We start from the raw sequence: 16,764 nt of genomic DNA, 5'->3' as shown, positions 1-16,764 counted from the left end.
AACATTTGAACCAACCAATGGAATGGTTGTCCGCTTGGCAGCGTCCTACTCTCCCAGGACCCTTCGGTCCAAGTACCATCGGCGCTGGAGGACTTAACGGTCGTGTTCGGGATGGGTACGTGTGGAACCCCTCCGCTATCGCCACCAAACGCATACGAAAGAGACTTGCTCTTTCAAAACTGAACACGAGTGAGTGTTTGAATCTTTTTGGAAGTTATACTTCCGATTTGAATGTCACCGTTGCAGGTGACGATTCTCCATAGAAAGGAGGTGATCCAGCCGCACCTTCCGATACGGCTACCTTGTTACGACTTCACCCCAATCATCTACCCCACCTTCGGCGGCTGGCTCCCTTGCGGGTTACCCCACCGACTTCGGGTGTTGTAAACTCTCGTGGTGTGACGGGCGGTGTGTACAAGACCCGGGAACGTATTCACCGCGGCATGCTGATCCGCGATTACTAGCAATTCCGACTTCATGCAGGCGAGTTGCAGCCTGCAATCCGAACTGAGACCGGCTTTGCTGGGATTGGCTCCACCTCGCGGCTTCGCTTCCCGTTGTACCGGCCATTGTAGTACGTGTGTAGCCCAGGTCATAAGGGGCATGATGATTTGACGTCATCCCCACCTTCCTCCGGTTTGTCACCGGCAGTCACTCTAGAGTGCCCAGCACTACCTGCTGGCAACTAAAGTCAAGGGTTGCGCTCGTTGCGGGACTTAACCCAACATCTCACGACACGAGCTGACGACAACCATGCACCACCTGTCTCCTCTGTCCCGAAGGCCGCCTCTATCTCTAGAGGATTCAGAGGGATGTCAAGACCTGGTAAGGTTCTTCGCGTTGCTTCGAATTAAACCACATACTCCACTGCTTGTGCGGGTCCCCGTCAATTCCTTTGAGTTTCAGTCTTGCGACCGTACTCCCCAGGCGGAGTGCTTACTGTGTTAACTTCGGCACCAAGGGTATCGAAACCCCTAACACCTAGCACTCATCGTTTACGGCGTGGACTACCAGGGTATCTAATCCTGTTTGCTCCCCACGCTTTCGCGCCTCAGCGTCAGTTACAGCCCAGAAAGTCGCCTTCGCCACTGGTGTTCCTCCACATATCTACGCATTTCACCGCTACACGTGGAATTCCACTTTCCTCTTCTGTACTCAAGCCATCCAGTTTCCAGTGCGACCCCAGGTTGAGCCCAAGGTTTAAACACCAGACTTAAATAGCCGCCTGCGCGCGCTTTACGCCCAATAATTCCGGACAACGCTTGCCCCCTACGTATTACCGCGGCTGCTGGCACGTAGTTAGCCGGGGCTTTCTTCTCAGGTACCGTCACTCCGGTAGCAGTTACTCTACCGGACGTTCTTCCCTGGCAACAGAGCTTTACGATCCGAAAACCTTCATCACTCACGCGGCGTTGCTCCGTCAGGCTTTCGCCCATTGCGGAAGATTCCCTACTGCTGCCTCCCGTAGGAGTCTGGGCCGTGTCTCAGTCCCAGTGTGGCCGTTCACCCTCTCAGGTCGGCTACGCATCGTCGCCTTGGTGAGCCGTTACCTCACCAACTAGCTAATGCGCCGCAGGCCCATCCCTTAGTAGCAGATTGCTCCGCCTTTCATCCTTTCCTCATGAGAGAAAAGGAATTATCCGGTATTAGCTACCGTTTCCGGTAGTTATCCCAGTCTGAGGGGTAGGTTGCCTACGTGTTACTCACCCGTCCGCCGCTAAGCTTACCCCGAAGGATAAGCTCCGCTCGACTTGCATGTATTAGGCACGCCGCCAGCGTTCGTCCTGAGCCAGGATCAAACTCTCCAAATTGGTATTTAGAAAGAGCGATTGCTCATTTTGAAACATCTGACGAGAATTTGCATTCTCTATTTTGGATCTCACTTTCGTGATCTCCCACTCACTCGTTGTTCAGTTTTCAAAGATCAATGTCTCTTTTTTCGTCGTCGTTGCTTGTCAGCAGCGACCTTTATAATATATCATAGCACCTTCGTTTAAGTCAAGCGTTTTTTTAATTTCTTTTTTCGCTCGTCTTCCGAACAAGTTATTAATGAATAGCTTGTCCAAAGGGCCGAGACTTAATGTATCATAAATCTCCAAGCCCCGTCAACTATTAAAACAAAGTTATTTTTAAACCGAGCAGCATAATAACTCCCGGAAGCCCCAAAACCGTTACTGCGCCTATGGTTGCAGGATTCAGGGGAATGTATATTTCGGTGAGCAGTCCGGAGAAATTGACTATATAAATGCCGAGTGCAGCGAGAATTAGATGAGTGCCAAACAAACTGAGCCAGGCCCAGCCTAACTTTTTCCGGAATACAATCAGGGTGAGCAGAATTGCCGATCCAATCAGAACACCTATTGCAATCGTTCTTAGCATACCGATCCTCCTTCGCTTTTACCAAAACAGGCTTACATCTGACTGCGGTTGATTCCCAAACTCTTCGCATGCTTAAGATGAATCTGATATTTGCGCTCAGCCGCTTCTAGAATATAAATGGCGTAATCAATCTGGTCCTGTCCCAGAGCCTCATCGAACATCAGATACGCTCTTTCCCATTCCGCCTGCGCCTTACGTACGTCCAGGAACACATGCCAATCCTCATCCAACTTAGACTCTCTGAGGCTTTTCTCGCTGCCCCATTGCCATTTGCTACTCCACCATCCCATAAAGACTCCCCCTTAAGAACTTCATTACTATGCGCTGCTTATTCTCATTCATATCGAGGCAGGGACAAACTTAGAACTAAAATCAGCGTCATCCCGAGGCACAGGTGATGGGAAAAGGATCGGACAAAAAAAAGAAGCCCTACTGGGCCTCTTTTAGCATAGATGGTTATGGCATATCCGTTTCAAGACAGCTCACAGCTCACGACGGCCTTCCAGCGCTTTGGAGAGAGTTACTTCATCCGCATACTCTAAATCGCCGCCTACGGGCAAGCCATGGGCTATTCTAGTGATTTTAATATCGAAGGGCCGGACAAGGCGGGAAATATACATGGCGGTAGCTTCACCCTCAATATTCGGGTTAGTCGCCATTATAAGTTCCTTCACTCTCTCGTCGCTCAGGCGGGTCAACAGCTCCTTAAGACGGATATCGTCCGGACCTATACCCTCCATCGGCGAGATCGCTCCCTGCAGGACATGATAATAACCGTCAAATTCCTTAGTGCGTTCTATGGCAACAAGATCCTTGGAATCCTGGACCACACAAATCACCGAGGTATCACGGGTTTTGTCCTGGCAGATCCGGCACGGATCAGTATCAGTGATATTACAGCAGACAGAGCAATAATGAAGATTTCGTTTGACGCTGACCAGCGCCTTGGCAAAATCAATAACTTCGTCCTCTTTCATGTTGAGCACATGAAAAGCCAGCCGGGCTGCTGTTTTCGGCCCTATTCCGGGCAAACGCGTAAAAGCATCAATCAGCTTGGCTAGCGGTTCTGGATAATACAAAGTGATGATTCTCCTTTGGGCTAGAGTGTTGCCGGCCTAGAATAAGCCCGGGATCTTCATTCCGCCAGTGAATTTCCCCATATCATTGTTAGCCAGCTCTTCTGCTTGTGTAAGCGCATCGTTCACTGCTGTGATCACGAGGTCCTGCAGCATTTCAATATCTTCCGGGTCAACGGCCTCAGGCTTAATCTGAATGGACAACAATTTCTTGTGGCCATTAACCTGCACTGTAACTACACCGCCGCCGGATGATCCTTCAATGGTCTTGCTGCCCAGCTCTTCCTGTGCCTTGAGCATTTGTTCCTGCATTTTTTTAACCTGTTTCATCATTTGATTCATATTATTCATAGATACTCTCTCCTTTGAAATGCGCTGTATGCGCTAATAGACTAAAAGCATTACTCTTTTATGACAACAAGGTCTTCTCCAAAGAGCTGGATAGCCTCGTCAATCCATGGTTCGGTCTTCGCCCCTGCTTCTTCATGCTCATGCTCCAGGCGTAATTCCTCTGTGCCCGGTTGGGCTGCAGACTTCTGGGCGGCCTCATTCCAGTCGCGCTGCATGATTGTCACCAGCCGGTAGGGCTTGCCGAGGCGTGCAGCAAACACATTCTCGATCACTTGCCTGTTAGCCGGTTTCTCAGTCGTGTCGCGGTGAATAGTGTTCTTAAAAGCTACAAGCACCGCATCCTCCATAACGGATACCGGCTCACCGTCAACAAACCAGGCATGTACTGTTACCTTCTCCTCTTTCACTCCCTGCAGCACAGAACTCCACTGCTTATAAACCGCCGCAAAATCAGGATTATCCTTGCCCGCGATGAATTTATCAAGCTGCGGAGGCAGCTTGGAAGGAGAGGAGATACGCGGAGCGGAGCTCGCTGCTGATGCCCGCGGTGCAGGTGCCGCATCGCGTCCACCGCCCGAGACTCCCCCCGACTGTATAGCCTGTTCCAATTTCTTCTCTAAAGCAGCAATCTGCCGCTTCAAAGCCTCTAATTCTCCCGCATCAGCGGCCTGACCGCCGGTTGACGGTTCAGCCCGCATAGCACCGGCTGCCGGCGCAGCCGCATGCAGGGATGGCGCGGCTTCCTGCTGCATGCTGCACAGCTTCATAAGTGCTACTTCAAACAATGTCTGCGGATGGGTCGCATATTTCATTTCACCAAGATAGCGGTTTAAGGTTTCTACAATCTGAAACAGCCGCTCCCGTGAGAATGCAGCCGCCATGTCCCGGAACTCAGCCGGATTCAGTACCCGGTCTGTTAATTGATCAGCCCCCGGGACCATTTTGATCATCAGCAAATCCCTGAAGTAATAAAGCAGGTTCTCCATGCATTTGTCCGCACTCTTGCCTTCCTGCATCAGCTGCTCTACCAGTTCCAGCAGCCGGCCCATATCACCTTCCAGAATGGCTGTTGCAAGCCGGGCAAACTGTTCGGAAGGGATCCCCCCAGTCATTCCCAGCACCTGCTGATAAGTTACATTACCGTCTGTAAAAGAGGAGATCTGGTCCAGTATACTCAGCGCATCACGCATTCCTCCGTCAGAGAGACGGGCGATATACTGCAGGGCATCTGCATCCGCAGTAATGCCCTCCTTCTGACAGATCTCAGCGAGCCGACCACTCTGCTCCTCCAAAGATACACGGCGGAAGTCAAAGCGCTGGCAGCGCGAAATAATCGTAGCCGGCAATTTATGAGGTTCTGTCGTCGCCAGTATAAACATTACATGCGGCGGCGGTTCCTCCAGCGTCTTAAGCAGTGCGTTAAACGCTTCTGTTGTCAGCATATGCACTTCATCAATAATATACACTTTACGGCGTACTTCGGTAGGTGCATATTTCACCTTATCCCGCAGGTCGCGTATTTCTTCCACTCCGCGGTTCGACGCCGCATCAATCTCCTGCACATCCATAACGTTGCCCGCGGTAATCCTCAGGCAGGAAGGACATTCGTTGCATGGCTCCGGGCCGGGTCCCCGTTCACAATTGACTGCTTTGGCCAAAACTTTGGCAGCACTCGTCTTACCGGTCCCGCGCGGGCCGCTGAACAGGTAGGCATGCGAAACCCGCTGTTCACGAATTGCATTCTGCAGCGTCTGGATAATGTGCTGTTGCCCTACCATGTCCTGAAACGACTGCGGCCGCCAAGCACGGTACAGCGCGATATGTTCCACTATGCATTACCCTCTCTTAGGCTGCCGCTTTCCGGCATTTGTCGCTAATTTATTATACTATATTCCCCAGGCTTTGACCAAAAACAAAAAGCATCTTCGCTTGTGGCAAAGATGCTATCATTATCCGAATATAAACCGTGCACCTGTTATTGATGGCTGCGATCCAAGCGGCAACCCTACGAGACTGCTCGGGCTAGGCCACCCTCCGGCACAAGAGTAAACTTGCTTATGGCTGCTTCCTTCCGGACCTGACCAGGTTCACAAGCACTCATTGCGGAGGACCCAACCGTCAACACAGCCCATAGGGACCAAGGCCTCACATCGACAGCACCTCTAACAGGAATTCAACCTCGCTACAGCGGATTGCGAGTTACAGGGCACCGCTACCTCCCCGTCTAGCACGGCGAAGATAAGTATAGCTCACACCCCATTAAAAATCAACCCGTCCACAAGAAACCGCCTTGGATTTTGGGAATATATGGGTCACCCAATATCTCCCCTGATTGAGAACATGCCGGAGAGACGCGCATTCTGCATATTCAGGTAAATAAAAACTCCCCGGATATACCATCCGGGGAGCAGTCCAATCCTTAAGCCGCAAAGCGGCAGGGGCGATTAGATACCGTATTTCTTCTTGAATTTATCAACGCGACCACCGGCATCAAGGAACTTCTGCTTGCCAGTGAAGAATGGATGGCAGTTAGAGCAAATTTCGACGCGCAGCTCTTGTTTAACAGAACCGGATTCGAAAGTGTTGCCACATGCGCAGGTTACCTTAGTGATATTATACTTTGGTTGAATGGCTTCTTGCATTTGAATTTCACCTCTCATGCCCTAGGACTCATGCGGACCCAGAGTTATTAAACATACAACGACATTCTAGCACGAAATAATAGTCTCTGCAATAAATTTAAATCGGGTAACGGCTAGAGCCGTACACGACGCTCTTTGGCCCGTGCTAAATCGGCAGGGGGTACATGTGTATACGAACCAATAACTACCTCCGGCAGCTCCTCGCGGAAGATATCAAGCATGGTCTTCATCCCCAGGATTTCTCCCCGGGCCGGAGGGATTAGTTCCAGATAGCTCTCGGGGTCAATGTTAAGGTTACGCATCTGTATCAGCTTCAGATCCGTGCGTCTTACAAATTCGACCATGGCTTCAATCTCCTCCTCCCGGTCTGTTACTCCAGGGAAGATAAGATAGTTAATGGAGGTATACACCCCCTGCGAAGCAGCATATTTCAGCGACTTCTCCACATTGGCGAGGGTATAGCCCCGCGGCTTGTAATAGGCATTATAATGATCATCTAGCGCACTGATTGTGCTGACCCGCATCAGATCAAGTCCTGCATCCACGATCCCGCGGATATGATCACTCAGTCCCGCATTGGTATTGATATTGATATAGCCCATATCGGTAATTGAGCGCACTTCACGGATCGATTCAATAATCAACTTAGCCTGGGTAGAAGGCTCGCCTTCGCATCCCTGTCCGAAGCTGATTATCGACTGCGGTGTCTTCAGATGCTCCAGCATCACCTCTGTGATCTCGCTGACTGTAGGACGGAAGTTCATCCGTGTCTGGGGAGAGACAAATCCGCTATCGTCAGGCTGTTCTGATATACAGCCGAAGCACCCGGCATTACACGAATAAGAAACAGGAACGGCGCCCTCCCACCGTCCAAGAAACGTATTGGAGGACGTAAGGCATTCATAACCCAGCGCACAGTTAGAAAGGTGGTCGTATAGTCTGTTTTCCGGATACTTAGCCGTTAAGGCACCGACTCCTACTTCTACATCCTCGCGGTCACAGTTGAGAGGATTCCACTGCTCCGGATCATCCGTCAGATCTGCAGCGACGTAGAATCCGCCATCCTTCCACACTACAGCGGAATAGCCAAAGAGCGGGAGCTTATACGACTTGTCTGTCTTGACATAGCCTGGAAGGCATAATCTAGTAAAGCCTTGAGGCAGCAGTGCCCCAACAGCCTGGGACCCTTCCGGCAGCGGCAGCATTTCACCTGTCTCGGGATTCATACCCACTGCCCGCGTACTTGGTAGGCCAACTAGGGTAGCCCCTTCCGGCAGCGGGATTAATTCTTCTTCCAGCATCTCAACAATCATATCCCCGCTGCGGGCCAGGCCATACAGCTCAGGATGATCATATACGTTACCTTGTTCATCGGCATATACCAAATACATGTTATTCTCCTCTTGTTATCTATTCTCAGGTTGTAGGGACAGTAGGTGTCTTGGGACGCGGTGTCCGGCGCGCGGAAGAGCCGCTGTTGGAAGTCCCTCCACTGCTGGCAGTTCCGCTCGGTGATGAGGAATCCTTACTTCCAGCCACATCAAATGAGGCGAGGAACTCTGCGTTAGTCTTGCTGTCACGGAGCTTCTTAAGGAAACCTTCAACGAAGTCATACGATTCGTTCATATTCTTGCGGATAGACCAAATCGTATCCAGCTCTTCCTTGCTCAGCAGCACTTCTTCGCGGCGTGTTCCCGAACGGCGGATATCGATAGCCGGGAAAATCCGGCGTTCCGCCAGCTTACGGTCCAAATGAAGCTCCATATTGCCCGTACCTTTAAATTCTTCATAAATAATATCATCCATACGTGACCCGGTGTCGATCAGCGCTGTAGCAAGTATCGTCAGGCTGCCGCCCTCTTCCACATTCCGTGCAGATCCAAAAAACCGTTTCGGCCGATGGAATGCTGCAGGATCAATCCCTCCGCTAAGCGTACGTCCGGATGGAGGAACTACAAGGTTATAAGCGCGTGCCAGCCGGGTAATGCTGTCCAGCAGAATGACAACGTCTTTTTTATGTTCAACTAAACGGAGTGCCCGCTGCAATACAAGCTCTGCAACTTTGATATGGTTCTCGGGGAGCTCATCAAAAGTCGATGCAACCACTTCGCCTTTTACCGAACGCTGCATATCCGTTACTTCCTCAGGACGTTCATCAATTAATAATACAAACAGTGCAATCTCGGGATTGTTGGTAGAGATACTGTTGGCAATTTCTTTTAGGAGGAGCGTTTTCCCTGCTTTGGGAGGTGCTACAATCAAACCGCGCTGCCCCAAGCCTACAGGAGCGAGCAAATCCATTATTCGGGTAGACAAATGAGTAGGGGATGTTTCGAGCGGCAGCTTGTCTTGCGGATAAAGAGGCGTTAGTGCCGGGAAATGCAAGCGCTCCGCTGCGCTGGCAGGATTCTCGCCGTTGACGGCGTTAACTTGAAGCAAACCGAAGTAACGTTCATTTTCTTTGGGTGTGCGGCACTTTCCTGATACAAGATCGCCGCTTCTAAGATCAAATTTACGAATTTGAGAAGCTGAAATATAAATGTCTTCCGCACTGGGCAAATAGTTAATCGGCCTTAGGAAACCGTAGCCTTCAGGCAAAATTTCGAGCACGCCTTCCATAAACATGAGCCCGCTCTGCTCCGCCTGCGCCCGCAGGATGGCGAAGATCAACTCCCGTTTCTTCAGCTGTCCGTAGTATGGAATCTGGTATTTCTTGGCCAGCTTATACAGATCGGTCAGCTTCATTTCTTCCAGATCGGAAATTTGAAGATCCATGTAATAACCACCTATTCAATTTTATATAAGTATAAGTCTATTAAAATGCTCATTAGGATAGGATTACCCAATTTGGAAGGAGATATGCAGTTCGCAGGCAAATTCGCTCCTTCCAAATAGCAGATAATCTGAATCCTATTCCTCTTCGCGCCAAATTTCAGCGCCCAGATCGCGCATGTTAGTTACTAAGTTATCATAGCCGCGGTCGATATACTCCACACCCGTGACCTCAGTAATTCCGTCTCCGACAGTCAGTCCGGCAATGACCAGCGCCGCACCGGCCCGCAGATCGGCAGCTTTAACCTTGGCAGCATTAAGCCGGCTGCCTTCAATGATTGCCGAGCGTCCTTCAACACGGATCTTCGCGCCCATCCGCACCAGTTCCGGCACATGCTTGAACCGGTTGCTGTACACAAAATCACTTAATACACTGACCCCTTCAGCCTGGGTCAGCATGCTTGTCATCGGGGATTGCAGATCGGTGGCAAAGCCCGGGTATACCAGCGCTTTTACATCGGCATGCTCGTATCTGGCTCTGCCGATGACCCGGATGCTCTCATCCAGTTCTTCGATTTCAACGCCCATTTCCAGCAGCTTGGCGGTCAGGGCCTCCAAGTGTTTGGGGATAACGTTATCTATCAATACATTGCCGCGCGTTGCTGCAGCAGCAATCATATATGTTCCTGCTTGAATCCGGTCAGGAATGATGGAATGGCGGCAGCCATGCATCTCTGTAACGCCTTCGATCCGGATCGTTTCTGTGCCGGCGCCTTTAATAACAGCGCCCATAGAGTTCAAAAGGGTAGCTACATCTATAATCTCAGGCTCTTTAGCCGCGTTTTCGATAATTGTAGAGCCTTTGGCCCGTGAAGCCGCCAGCATGATGTTAATAGTGGCACCTACGCTGGATACGTCTAAATAAATCTTCGCACCGCGCAGTTCCTTGGCATACAGGTGAATAGAACCGTGATCATTGGTCACAGTTGCTCCCAGTGCTTCAAAACCCTTGATATGCTGATCAATCGGACGGGGCTCAAAATTGCAGCCGCCGGGAAGGCCTATCGTCGCTTCTTTGAATCTCCCAAGAAGCGCTCCCATCATATAATAAGAAGCACGAAGTTTCTTGACTGGTCCGTTAGGCATAGGGATGGATACGATACGGGAGGGGTTAATTCTCATCTGGTTGCCTGACCATGAGACAGTTGCGCCAAGCTCTTCGAGAATTTCGGAGTAAACGGCTACATCACTAAGGGACGGCAAATTATCCAGAACAACTTCAGATTCAGCTAAAATAGCCGCAGGAATAAGCGCGATCGCGCTATTCTTCGCTCCGCTGATGGTCACAACGCCCTTTAGCGGACGTCCACCGCCAATCATTAATTTTTCCATAGATTTATCTGGTTCCCCCTACGTGTATTGCAGCTTGCCCTGGCAATACCTGCTGTGGCTTTTTTTAGTGTTTAAAGGTTTAAGAAGAAGAAACGGCTGCGCCGCCCTTGGAATAAGGACGGCACACGTTTCAAGAAGAATATATCCATATCAAACTATGCAGCCGGACAGCCTGAAATAACCTGTCCAACTGCAGCAGCGTTAAATTTACGCTTTGTTGCTGGAACCGAACTCGCGGATTTTGCCGATAACGGTTTGTTTGATGGCTTCGCGGCCTGGTGCGATGAATGTACGAGGATCGTAAGCATCCGGTTTAGCAGCCAAAACTTCACGTACCACTTTAGCAAATGCGATTTGGTTCTCAGTGTTTACGTTAATTTTGGAAGTTCCCAGGGAGATGGACTTCTGGATATCATGCAACGGAATGCCTGTACCGCCGTGAAGCACGAGCGGAAGCTTAACTGCATCGCGGATTTCTTCCATTTCTTTGAATCCGAGGTTTGGCTCGCCCAGGTAAGGACCGTGTACGGAACCAAGTGCTGGAGCCAAAGTGTCGATGCCAGTTTCTTTAACGATGCTTACACATTCGTTAAGATCTGCATATTGGATGCCGCCGATAACGTCATCTTCTTGTCCGCCTACAGTACCAACTTCTGCTTCAACAGAAACGCCTTTGGCATGTGCATATTCAACAACTTTTTTAGTCATTTCAATGTTTTCGGCGATTGGGTGGTGGGAACCGTCGATCATTACGGATGTAAAGCCGGCATCAATAGCTTCTTTACATTTGTCAAAGCTGGAACCGTGGTCCAGGTGAATCGCTACAGGAACGGTGATTTTCATGTCGTGAATAAGTCCTTCAACCATCTTCACTACAGTATAAAATCCGCCCATGTGACGGGCTGCGCCTTCGGAAACACCAAGGATTACTGGTGACTTTTCTTCTTCTGCTGCACCAAGAATCGCCTGAGTCCACTCAAGGTTGTTGATGTTGAACTGGCCAACTGCATATTTTCCTTCAAGTGCTTTGTTTAACATGTCTGTCATAGATACTAATGGCATGGTTTCAATCCTCCTAAGAATGTTGGGTTGCTTATATTTAAACCGACATCACATACAGGCTTATTATAGCACATCCTGTGTCAAATACTAAATAGGATACACAAAAAAATGTCCCGGTGGGACGATATTCAGCCAGCCTATGCTGCGGGCAAACTCAACCTTCTTATATTATCCATAACAGGACTTTGTCAAACCATAAATTTCAGGTTAGCCGAAGTGGTCCACTGGCTTGTCCTGAAGATGCATATTCACTGCCACCCGCATCTCATCAATGTCAAACGGCTTGGTAAAGTGCATAAGCGCTCCCAGTTTTGTCGCTTCCTTAATCATGTCCAGTTCTCCGTATGCCGTCATCATAATCACCTTAATAGCCGGATTAATCTCCTTCAAATGCTTAAGGATTTCCAGCCCATCCATTCCCGGAATTTTCATATCGAGCAGAACCAAGTCTGGGGATTCTTTCTGGACAATTTCGATTGCTGTTTTACCGTTAGCAGCTTGATAGGTGGTATACCCTTCGCTATTAAACACTTCCATGAGGAGAATTCGGATTCCGTTCTGATCATCGACAATTAAAACTTTCCCTTTTTCCATATCGTACCCTCCCAGATTTAAGGCAGATTGTCTATACCGCGCCCTCTCACAGCTAACGGCTCACAATAATTTATTCTATACGAAACCTATTATTCGTGCTTTATAGTCAAAATCCTGCTAATTGGATAAAAAGGGTAAATACATTCCAGATAATGGTGGACAGCAGGTACGGTTATTCCATGGAATTAGCTGAATATCCATATTTAAAAGAAAGCCTCCAGCTGGAGGCTTTCTAAAGATCCTTACCGGATCTGTTTATTTTATTGGTTACAGCTGCTCGGAATGGGTCAGTGAAGCTTTGACAAATTCACGGAAGAGCGGCTGCGGGCGATTCGGACGGGAAGTAAATTCCGGATGGAATTGTACCGACAGGAACCACGGGTGTCCAGGAAGTTCCACGATCTCTACCAAACGTCCGTCCGGCGATGTTCCAGAAAACACAAGGCCTGCTTTTTCCATCTCATCCCGGTAAGCATTGTTGAATTCATACCGGTGACGGTGACGCTCATAGACCAGTTCATCATCATAGCAGGACATTGCCAGGGAATCAGGCAAAAGCTTGCAAGGATACAGGCCAAGACGCATCGTGCCGCCCATATCTTCGATGTCCTTCTGCTCAGGCAGCAGATCAATTAGCGGATGCGGTGTAGCCGGATCAATCTCCGAGCTGTTCGCCCCAGCCAATCCCAGTATGGAACGGCCGTACTCGATTACGGATACCTGCATTCCCAGGCAGATACCGAAGAAAGGAATGGACTGCTCACGGGCATAACGGATTGCGGAAATTTTCCCTTCAATCCCCCGGTCTCCGAAGCCGCCGGGAACAAGAATCCCGCCGATTCCGCCAAGCAGTTCGCCCACATTCTCATCTGTAACCTGTTCCGCATCGACCCAGCGGATCTTCACTTCCGCATTGGCTGCAAAACCTGCATGCGAGAGGGACTCTACTACGCTTAAGTAAGCATCATGCAAAGCTACATACTTGCCGACAATGGCGATTTCAACCGTGCGTTCCAGCTTCTGGATCCGCTCCAGCATACTCTCCCATTCACGCATATCCGGTGCAGGTGTGGTCAGCTTCAGGTGATTGACTACAATCTCATCCAATCCTTCATCACGAAGGTTAAGCGGAACCTCATACAGCGTTGAGGCATCGCGGCATTCCACTACCGCATTCGCATCGATATCGCAGAACAACGCAAGCTTGGCCTTCATATCTTCGGTCAGAGGATACTCCGTACGGCATACGATCACATTAGGCTGAATCCCAATGCTGCGCAGCTCCTTCACGCTGTGCTGCGTCGGCTTAGTCTTCACTTCTCCCGCAGCCTTGATATATGGAATCAGGGTTACGTGAATGTACATTACATTTTCCCGGCCGATGTCGCTTTTGATCTGACGGATAGCTTCCATGAACGGCAGACTCTCGATATCGCCTACAGTACCGCCGATTTCCGTAATCACTACATCCGAACCTGTCTCGCGGCCCGCACGGAATACGCGTTCTTTGATCTCATTCGTGATATGCGGGATAACCTGAACCGTTCCGCCCAAGTATTCGCCGCGCCGTTCCTTGCTGATAACAGAGGAATAAATCTTCCCTGTCGTTACATTACTGTTCTTGGACAGATTAATGTCAATAAACCGCTCATAGTGTCCAAGGTCAAGGTCAGTCTCCGCACCATCGTCGGTCACAAATACTTCCCCATGCTGATAAGGACTCATTGTTCCAGGGTCTACGTTAATGTAAGGATCAAATTTCTGGATCGTCACCTTCAGACCTCTGTTTTTGAGCAGCCTGCCCAGCGAAGCAGCGGTAATGCCTTTGCCAAGGGAAGACACAACGCCACCCGTTACAAAAATATACTTTGTCACTGTAAAACCCTCCTAAATAAAGTCCAGAAATTCAGGCGACGCTTTTGTTTATCGTAACCCTTTTTTCCATCATCAAACCGGGGGAAACCAAAAGTTACTTCCGCCGCCCAAAATGAAAGGCGAGATCTTCGCAATCACGGAAAAACCATCTAAAAAAACAAAAAAGTGACACCCGTAGAGCCGGGGCACTTTTTATTTTAGAAAACATATTAACTTTCATTATAAGCCCATGCAATAGTTTACTCTGACGATCCCACCCATGTCAAGGGAGGAATTACGCCCGGCTTATGATTCTAATAATCGTCGTCTTCGTCCTCGTCGGCATCCTCATTATCGCCGTCTTCGGAGTCTTCATCAGCGTCGTCTTCGTCAATGTCGTCGTCTTCATCAATGACAACATCTTCGTCCACTTCTTCTTCGCTGTCGTCGTCAGAATAGAGGTCATCGCGATCTTCGTCGATAGCGTCGAAATCCTCTTCCTCAGCAGCATAATTCTCTTCTTCTTCCGTGAAGTCGTCGTCTTCCAGATCGTCGTCCTCATCGTTAATGATGCGCACGCGTTTGGTATTGCCAACAGGATCATCAGAGCGTTCCAGCGGATACCAGCGTTTCAGTCCCCACAGGTTGGTCCCGACACAGGCAAACCGTCCGTCGATGTTAATCTCGGTATATAACTGAGCGATAGTATCTTGGCTTTCTTGATCGGTCATACCGCGCAGCTTGGCCACTTCGACCATCAGATCACGATAATAATAAGGTGTATTGGCTGCTTTGAGCACCAGGAAAGCCAGGTCCACCATCGGCATTTCTTTAACTTTCTCAGGGTCCAGCTTTAAATTGAGTGGCGTACTCACTAAAGGACACTTCCTCTCACGCATTGTTCACATTACCGTTAATTTCTATTTCATAATATCCATTAACAAAACTAAGTAAAACCTATTTGAGGGCAAAATGCAAGTCAAATGCAGCAAGACGCAGGAAGATTCCCGCGGTGCAACAGGTAAAGGGGGGACAGAGCCCGGCAGAGTCAGCTTCGCCTCCCTCAACAGGATAGCTCCGTCCGGAGAGAATGGGAACGATCATTTATTATGTAAAACATACGAATGCTTATTCATATTAAAAAAGGCGGAGGAAATCCCTCCGCGCATGACTGTATCCACGCCAAGGATCGGCTCCTTACGGGATGTTGCAAAGAGAGCTAAAGTCTCTTCTGTTTATTTTATGTGAAGCTCCGCCTTTTGACACGATGGGCAGCCCATTTCGCTAAAAAAGGGCAAGTTCCCATTCGGACGCCCGCCTCCTCTCATACAATATGGCAGCACGGCAGCAAGGAGGGGGACGGCGTAACCTATGGATTATTACGGATTTTGGCAGTTGCTGCTTGAGGAGATATCGGCTGCCCCCAAAAATACGGAGCGGCGTATTGTAACCTTCAATGATGACCGTCAGTATGCCGGAGCGCTGTCACAGTGGAAGTCGCTGAAAGCGAAGCGGCCGGGGCTTCGGCAGGTTCAGGTTTCTAATCTGATCAAGGCTTTTTTTGTACCCGCCGCAGGGGCGGAAAGGCTGATGGACAAATTCGCCTCCTCTTTAAGAATAGAAGAAGACCTGCGGATAAAGGTTCACTCTGTCCCAGGGGAAAAAACCGGCACCGCCATGCTGCCATGGGGCGTGAAAGCGATTCATGCCCCGCAGGCCTGGTCCAAATCCACCGGCGTCCAAGTGAAGATCGGTGTCATCGACACAGGCGCCGATTACCGGCATCCCGATTTAAAGCATTCTCTCGCCTCGGGTGTAAATCTGCTTCACCGCGGCATGCTGCCGCTCGATGATAATGGACACGGCACACATATTGCCGGTACGCTGGCGGCAGCCGGCGGTACACGCGGCATGATGGGCGTAGCTCCGCGGGCCTTGCTCTATCCGGTCAAGGCCTTTGACCACAGCGGCTCCGCCTATGTCTCCGATATTGTACTCGGCATCGACTGGTGCGTGCAGAACAAGATCGACATCATTAATATGAGCTTCGGCATGAAGACCCGGAGCAAAGCGCTTCATGATGTGGTGATCAAGGCCTACCGGGCCGGGATCGCCATCATCGCCTCCTCCGGCAACGACGGCAAACGCGGCGGGGATTACCCCGCCCGCTATCCCGAGACGATTGCCGTCGGTGCTCTGGACCGGAGGCACCGCGTAGCGGCCTTCAGCAACCGCGGGCCGTATATCGATGTATACGGTCCGGGCGAAAGCGTGCCCTCCTGCTGGCTGCGGGAGGGCTATAAAGAAATGAGCGGCACCTCCATGGCGACCTCGCATGTCACCGGTGCCGCGGCCCTGCTGCTCGCGCTGCGCCCGGCGCTGACGCCGCGCGAGCTGAAGCTGCTCTTGCGCCGCACGGCCATCCCGGTGCGGCTGCGCAAGGGCCAGCGCCGCGCCGCCCTCGGCGGCGGCGCAGCCGATGCCCTGCGCCTGCTGCGTGCAGGCGCGCGGGCCAAGCGGGCCGCCGCCGCTGCCGCGAAGGCGTAGGCCCGCCTCTTGCCGCCGGGGCGGTGCGCAGCACGCCCTGCGGCAAGGGCTTCGGCCCGGCCGCAGGCGGGCCGGGCCGGCATGGCGGCGGGCGG

Annotated in this window: 14 protein-coding genes, 2 rRNA genes and 1 other RNA gene; 1 reads left to right on the top strand and 16 read right to left on the bottom strand. The window is 50.7% G+C overall.

The features are described 5' to 3' along the window. Positions 1-32 precede the first annotated feature (32 nt). The 16 genes from rrf to rpoE all read right to left on the bottom strand — a co-directional run bounded on the left by rrf (position 33) and on the right by rpoE (position 14,997). Positions 33-149: ribosomal RNA gene (gene rrf / locus QU597_RS00640) — 5S ribosomal RNA — on the bottom strand. Between the two features lie 114 nt (positions 150-263). Continuing rightward, positions 264-1,811 (bottom strand): 16S ribosomal RNA (locus QU597_RS00635). Between the two features lie 301 nt (positions 1,812-2,112). Then, entirely contained in the window at positions 2,113-2,379 is a 267-nt protein-coding gene (locus tag QU597_RS00630) for a pro-sigmaK processing inhibitor BofA family protein (RefSeq protein WP_054944056.1), read from the bottom strand. Positions 2,380-2,411: 32 nt separating this feature from the next. Beyond that, a complete protein-coding gene (locus tag QU597_RS00625; protein WP_054944057.1) occupies positions 2,412-2,669 on the bottom strand; it encodes a hypothetical protein in 258 nt (85 codons plus the stop codon). A 192-nt stretch (positions 2,670-2,861) separates the two neighbouring features. Beyond that, entirely contained in the window at positions 2,862-3,458 is a 597-nt protein-coding gene (gene recR, locus QU597_RS00620) for a recombination mediator RecR (protein ID WP_054944058.1), read from the bottom strand. A 36-nt stretch (positions 3,459-3,494) separates the two neighbouring features. Then, positions 3,495-3,806, bottom strand: coding sequence for a YbaB/EbfC family nucleoid-associated protein (locus QU597_RS00615; RefSeq protein WP_054944059.1), 312 nt, complete (start codon positions 3,804-3,806; stop codon positions 3,495-3,497). 50 nt (positions 3,807-3,856) lie between these two features. After that, entirely contained in the window at positions 3,857-5,635 is a 1,779-nt protein-coding gene (gene dnaX, locus QU597_RS00610) for a DNA polymerase III subunit gamma/tau (RefSeq protein WP_310830924.1), read from the bottom strand. 135 nt (positions 5,636-5,770) lie between these two features. Continuing rightward, positions 5,771-6,039, bottom strand: an RNA gene (gene ffs, locus QU597_RS00605) — signal recognition particle sRNA large type. 211 nt (positions 6,040-6,250) lie between these two features. Next, a complete protein-coding gene (gene rpmE, locus QU597_RS00600) occupies positions 6,251-6,448 on the bottom strand; it encodes a 50S ribosomal protein L31 (protein WP_206102702.1) in 198 nt (65 codons plus the stop codon). Positions 6,449-6,561: 113 nt separating this feature from the next. Then, positions 6,562-7,839 (bottom strand): radical SAM family protein, encoded by a 1,278-nt coding sequence (locus QU597_RS00595; RefSeq protein ID WP_310830923.1) that lies wholly within the window; start codon positions 7,837-7,839, stop codon positions 6,562-6,564. 25 nt (positions 7,840-7,864) lie between these two features. Continuing rightward, positions 7,865-9,223: a transcription termination factor Rho gene (gene rho / locus QU597_RS00590; protein WP_054944063.1), complete on the bottom strand. Its 1,359-nt coding sequence runs from the start codon at positions 9,221-9,223 to the stop codon at positions 7,865-7,867. A 135-nt stretch (positions 9,224-9,358) separates the two neighbouring features. Beyond that, positions 9,359-10,612: a UDP-N-acetylglucosamine 1-carboxyvinyltransferase gene (gene murA / locus QU597_RS00585; RefSeq protein ID WP_310830922.1), complete on the bottom strand. Its 1,254-nt coding sequence runs from the start codon at positions 10,610-10,612 to the stop codon at positions 9,359-9,361. A gap of 207 nt (positions 10,613-10,819) precedes the next feature. Next, positions 10,820-11,674, bottom strand: coding sequence for a class II fructose-1,6-bisphosphate aldolase (gene fba / locus QU597_RS00580; RefSeq protein ID WP_310830921.1), 855 nt, complete (start codon positions 11,672-11,674; stop codon positions 10,820-10,822). A gap of 207 nt (positions 11,675-11,881) precedes the next feature. After that, the gene (locus QU597_RS00575; RefSeq protein WP_054944066.1) at positions 11,882-12,268 is read right to left on the bottom strand and encodes a response regulator; all 387 of its coding nucleotides are present in this window, start codon (positions 12,266-12,268) and stop codon (positions 11,882-11,884) included. A 267-nt stretch (positions 12,269-12,535) separates the two neighbouring features. After that, the gene (gene pyrG / locus QU597_RS00570) at positions 12,536-14,143 is read right to left on the bottom strand and encodes a CTP synthase (protein ID WP_310830920.1); all 1,608 of its coding nucleotides are present in this window, start codon (positions 14,141-14,143) and stop codon (positions 12,536-12,538) included. A gap of 293 nt (positions 14,144-14,436) precedes the next feature. After that, positions 14,437-14,997, bottom strand: coding sequence for a DNA-directed RNA polymerase subunit delta (rpoE, locus tag QU597_RS00565; protein ID WP_054944068.1), 561 nt, complete (start codon positions 14,995-14,997; stop codon positions 14,437-14,439). A 496-nt stretch (positions 14,998-15,493) separates the two neighbouring features. On the opposite strand from rpoE, the gene QU597_RS00560 reads away from it, so the two are divergent. Then, the gene (locus tag QU597_RS00560; RefSeq protein WP_310830919.1) at positions 15,494-16,669 is read left to right on the top strand and encodes a S8 family peptidase; all 1,176 of its coding nucleotides are present in this window, start codon (positions 15,494-15,496) and stop codon (positions 16,667-16,669) included. Positions 16,670-16,764: the final 95 nt, after the last annotated feature.

Source organism: Paenibacillus pedocola (genome assembly GCF_031599675.1).
Classification (GTDB): domain Bacteria; phylum Bacillota; class Bacilli; order Paenibacillales; family Paenibacillaceae; genus Paenibacillus_AQ; species Paenibacillus_AQ pedocola.
This window is presented reverse-complemented; position numbering and strand designations above follow the sequence as displayed.